The following is a 5,149-nucleotide window of genomic DNA, read 5'->3' on the forward strand; positions in this document are numbered from 1 at the left end:
CTTTACGACCTGTTAAGCCTTGTTTGTCAATTAACAAAAGTCTTTTGTTAGTAAACACATACATATCTCTTATTTCTTTAAATACTTGCTGTATGCTTTCCGTATCACCAATAATTGGTGCTAATTCTTCTGAAACCTCATCTACATTTATCTCAGAAGCGTTGCCCAATAGTCCATCTAGTAACCCCATATTTTTTTCCTAATGTTTGAATCAAAAAATTAGCATAATTGTTAATGCGAAAATTACAACATAAGGATACTATTTAGGCCACAGAAATTATTCAATTTAGCACTACTATCAACTATGCCCAACGTAACCTTCTCCGAAATTAAATCGGCACACACACGGATCCTACCTTATATTTCCCAGACGCCAGTTTTAGAGTCCAGCTTGTTAAATTCTTGGCTTGGTCATCGCATATACTTTAAGGCCGAATGTCTTCAAAAAACCGGCGCTTTTAAAATGCGGGGGGCGTTAAATATGATGTTAAAGGCCAAACAAGAGGGGCGCTTAGGCAAAGAAGTGGTCGCAAGCAGTTCGGGGAATCATGCTCAAGCTGTGGCCTATGCTGCAAAAGTATTAGGCGTAAACGCCACTATATACAGTGCCCAAAACATATCTAAGGTGAAAGCCGCTGCCACACAATATTACGGTGCACAGCTTAATTTAAGTGAAACTCGCAAAGAAGCGGATCAAAAAGTTCAAGAAGCTGCGCAACAAGAAGGTGTTCTCTGGGTTCCACCTTTTAATCACGAAGATATAATTTCTGGCCAAGGAACTGCCGTTTACGAAGGGTTACAACAGACTGGCGAAGTGAACGCGGTTTTTGCTCCTATAGGTGGAGGGGGATTAATATCTGGCTCAGCTGTGTGTGCCAAAGCCATGTTTACTAATATTGAAGTCGTTGGAGCTGAACCATTGTTGGCTAACGATGCTGCTCAATCTATTCGTTCAGGAGTCATAAAGTCACTGCCTGCACAACCTATAACTCTAGCTGATGGTGCAGCAACACTTTCTGTTGGTGAAAAGACTTTCCCACATCTTCAAAATTTAGATGCTTTTTATGAAGTTAAAGAAGAACAGATTGCATATTGGTGTCAATGGTTACAACATTTACTTAAAATTCATGTTGAACCGACTAGCGCCATGAGTATGTCTGCTGTGATAGAGTGGTTAAAAAATAAAACCTCTCCACAACAAGTATTAGTTGTATTATCTGGTGGGAATATTGATTACAAAAAAATGCAGCAGATTTGGCAACATAATCATTTAGAACATATGCCGAGCCTAGAATTATTGAGTGAAAATGGTTAAATTAGTCAATTAAGTTTAGAATCTGACGACGCTAACAACGTTTAATATGTTAAGCCCTCTATAAGAAGAATTAAAATAAAGGAAATATAAAGTTTTGAGAATATGGGTAATTGTTTTGTCGCTATTGTTTTCTCTACGTGCTCACATATCTCATGCAAATGAGTGGCTATTTAATCAAGCCAATTGCACAATTATTTATTCTCTTAAATCCACAGAAAATAATTACTTCAATCAAGAAATCGATAAATTAGAATCAACCATACTGACTAAAAAAATTACTTTTATAGACTTAAACAATTGGCGTAGTAACAAACCGCATAAAGAAATAAGCGGCCGCCAAAGAAATCAAATTCGTCAAATATTTGCGTTACCTAAAAACATCAATCAAGTATTAGTATTTGATAACAAAGGGCGATTAATCCGCAGACATTCTGGTTCAGTAGCCTTGGTTAATACATTATTTGATTGTCCTTTCTAAAGTTTAACCTACTCGACTAATGCACAGACAAGTATCAATCGATGGCCCTGAATAAATCTCACCTATCATTAGAAGATTGATTATTGCGAGTTATTGCTAGAAAAACTAACACCGCTACGCGAAGAAAGAGCGTTATTCAGATTTTGGAGGGGTTATGTACCAGTTTGTTAAAAGTTTAAACTTTATCTTCTTTATAGTTTGTCTTGGCTTAGCTATTTTCGTTAACCACTACGTCGAGCCCACATGGGTGGAAACCCAACAACATTATCAAACCTATACAAATAATGAAGGTCACCTCGTCTATAAATCAGCATCGAATGAAAACATTATTGAGGCTGTAACCAACTATGAAGATTCTCCTCTACGTCAAAGTGTATTAAATAAACAGCAACAAAAACCGGAACAATTGGAACAGTGGGTTTACCTTCAGCAATCAGAAAAAGTAGTATTACTGAAGGCCGACTTCCATTTCGGGGTTTGGTCATTGTTACCTGCCATGGTTGCTATCGCTCTTTGTTTGTTAACTCGAGAACCGTTAGTTTCACTATTAGGAGGCATCATAATAGGGGCCATTATGTTGGGTCGATACGATATAACTCATGAGGTATTTATTCCCAATATTGGCACCTCGAATGCAGCTTCAATTTTAATTTTATACCTCTGGTTACTCGGGGGGCTGATGGGCATGTGGGCAAAGACAGGAGCCGCTCAAGCTTTTGCAAACTATATGACTCATCATTATGTACAAGGGCCTAGGTCAGCCAAAGTTGTCACTTGGTTATTAGGCATTATTTTCTTTCAAGGCGGCACAATGAGTACAGTGTTGGTGGGCACGACTGTTAAACCTATAGCTGATAAAGCTAAGGTGAGTCACGAGGAGCTTAGTTACGTCGTTGACTCAACCGCCTCACCTATTGCTTCAATTATCGCATTCAACGCTTGGCCAGCATATATACAAGCATTCTTATTTATTCCTGGGGTAGCATTTTTAGCAACCGAACAAGACAGAATAGCTTTCTTCTTTGCTAGTATTCCATTTAGTTTCTATGCCATCTTTGCAGTGATTGGCACTTTATTACTTAGCTTAAACGTGACTCGATTTAGTGGGAAACCTTTACAAAAAGCAATGCTAAGAGCTCAAACGACTGGAGAATTAGACGCCCCAAATGCCTCTCCAGTTAGTGCAAAAGAATTGCATCATGCACAAAGCCCAGCAGGTTACACCGCACATATGTTGGAATTTGTATTACCACTTGTTAGTCTAATTTTTGTGGCTATTTGTTCGTACTTTATTATGGGTGCACCTCAAATTCACTGGGCCTTTTCAGCTGCTCTAGCGTTATCTATTTTTATCGCTTTATATAAAGGCATGTCACTTAAAGATGTGATAGATGGCTTTGGAAACGGTTTAAAAGGCGTTGTACTTGCCTCGGTGATCCTAATGTTTGCCTTAACCATTGGCATTTTAAGCAAACAATTAGGCGGCGGAATTTATTTAGTTGCCACTTTAGGAGAACAAATACCTTTTTGGCTTTTACCTTTCATTTTACAACTTATGACTATGTTAATTGCCTTTTCTACAGGAACGAGTTGGGGTACTTATGCGATAGCATTTCCTCTCGCTTTACCTTTAGCCTGGGCCATTTCGCAAGCTCAGGGTATATATAACCCAGAAATCTATATGATGATTTGTTTTGCGACTGTGTTAAATGGAAGTGTATATGGAGACCAATGTTCACCCATTTCTGATACAACGATATTAAGCTCTATGACAACCGGATGTGATTTAATGGACCATGTTAAGAGTCAAATTATTCCAGCGTCTTATGCTGCTGGCATTGCAGCGATACTTTGGATGTTCTGTGTTTGGTTATTCTGCGTTTAACCAAAGCTCCTTTCTGCTTAATGGAACTGATTTTGGTAGTAAAGGGTTATCTAACCTAAAGATACGCCTGGATTCACGCTCAATTTGTTTCAGTGCTTCACTATGATGCTTATAAAACACCCTATCAAAAACGCCATTGGCGATAATATTTTCTAACCCCAATCGAATGCTTTCTGCAAGCTCTGTATTCTCCTTGTTCACATAGAAATAAAAGGCAGTGGGGTAAACAATTAATATATGAGGTTCCACGACTATATTCAAATTATGGTCTTTTCTAATAGGACCAATTTCGCGATTCAATTCTGCAATTGACCTTGGTAAGTAGTCGAATCGTTTTTTGTGAAGCATGACATATAGTCCCAAAAAATCGGATCCCGGAGTGGGAGTAATATCATTCGCTAATAAAATCTTTAAATCCGTCCAAGAATGGAATTGTCCAGGGCTAAATTTTTTGAACTCCTGCAGGGTATTTATATTTTTAAATACATCTACATTATCTTTATGCACGGCTGACAAACGCCACCCATTAAGTCCTTTAGATATTGGGATTGGAATGGCTCTAAAATGCTTGTCTCTTTCTTCTGTGGCGTAACCAATCATAATATCTATATCTCGGTTTTCAGCCAAAAACATAAACCCTCGATGATGTGGTAACTCATTCTTATATTGTTTAACCACAAAGTCTTTATTTGGAGCATGATTAAAAACTTCAACTAACAACTCAGAATGGTAAACGTCTTGTGTTATTCCTAACCCAAGAAATGTCACAGTGTCGGCCTTGGCCCAAGCCAAATTATTTTGCAGGGAATAACAAAGTAACAACGCAGGTAATATTATTGAATAACCTTTAAACATAAATTATCTGACACTCACCTTTTATCTTCAATCATGTTAGCCAAAACACTAAACAATTGTAAGTCCATTCATCTTTTGTCAAACACGCGCTTTGAGTCCTCAATAACAAATAAGTTGTGCTGACCTAAAACCATGTTTTAACAAAAACTATCGAATAAATATTATTCATCTAGACTTAATTCATCACTTACTGTGCTTGATTCATCACACAATCCGTATAGTTCACATTAGATATGATACTAAATGGCGACTAAAAGCAATTTTTCGGATAAATATTAATGCCAAAATTTAATGTATTACGATCCGTAAACATCCAAGCTCCGATTGATAATATTTACAAAATATTAATCAACTTTAATCACTGGCAAAAATGGTCGCCATGGTTGGTAATGGAACCAGAGGCTAAAGTACAAATTTCTGGAGACGGAAAATATTATCAGTGGTTCGGAAAAAGAGTAGGCGAAGGAAATATGCAAATCTTTGTCGAACAAAAAAACAATAAGATTGATTATTCTTTAAATTTTGTAAAGCCTTGGAAATCTAAAGCTAAGGTCTCTTTTATACTTTCTGAGAACGACAATTCTGTCGATGTAACCTGGACAATGCACAGCAATCT

The 5,149-nt window shown here is 37.4% G+C and carries 5 protein-coding genes and 1 pseudogene; 4 read left to right on the plus strand and 2 right to left on the minus strand.

Going from position 1 to position 5,149, the window contains the following annotated elements; genetic code table 11:
* On the minus strand, positions 1 to 190 hold a 190-nt coding region (locus tag ACSHXM_RS20795), incomplete at its 3' end, for a PH domain-containing protein (RefSeq protein WP_435692148.1).
* A 114-nt stretch (positions 191 to 304) separates the two neighbouring features.
* On the opposite strand from ACSHXM_RS20795, the gene ACSHXM_RS20800 reads away from it, so the two are divergent.
* From ACSHXM_RS20800 to ACSHXM_RS20810, 3 genes are all read left to right on the plus strand, one after another.
* The gene (locus ACSHXM_RS20800; protein ID WP_435692150.1) at positions 305 to 1,315 is read left to right on the plus strand and encodes a serine/threonine dehydratase; all 1,011 of its coding nucleotides are present in this window, start codon (positions 305 to 307) and stop codon (positions 1,313 to 1,315) included.
* A gap of 115 nt (positions 1,316 to 1,430) precedes the next feature.
* Positions 1,431 to 1,793: a hypothetical protein gene (locus tag ACSHXM_RS20805; protein WP_435692152.1), complete on the plus strand. Its 363-nt coding sequence runs from the start codon at positions 1,431 to 1,433 to the stop codon at positions 1,791 to 1,793.
* Between the two features lie 154 nt (positions 1,794 to 1,947).
* Positions 1,948 to 3,678 carry a Na+/H+ antiporter NhaC family protein gene (locus ACSHXM_RS20810; RefSeq protein WP_435692154.1) on the plus strand — a complete coding sequence of 577 codons (1,731 nt, stop codon included), beginning with the start codon at positions 1,948 to 1,950 and terminating at the stop codon, positions 3,676 to 3,678.
* Here ACSHXM_RS20810 and ACSHXM_RS20815 read toward each other — a convergent pair.
* Complete coding sequence (locus tag ACSHXM_RS20815; protein ID WP_435692156.1) at positions 3,664 to 4,533, minus strand: hypothetical protein; 870 nt, start codon at positions 4,531 to 4,533, stop codon at positions 3,664 to 3,666. The two genes, ACSHXM_RS20810 and ACSHXM_RS20815, sit on opposite strands and share 15 nt — an antisense overlap.
* 278 nt (positions 4,534 to 4,811) lie before the next feature.
* Between ACSHXM_RS20815 and ACSHXM_RS20820 the strand changes: the two are divergent.
* Positions 4,812 to 5,149: pseudogene (locus tag ACSHXM_RS20820) on the plus strand (hypothetical protein); the annotation flags it as partial.

The sequence above is a fragment of the Paraglaciecola sp. genome, assembly GCF_051252315.1.
Lineage (GTDB): Bacteria > Pseudomonadota > Gammaproteobacteria > Enterobacterales > Alteromonadaceae > Paraglaciecola.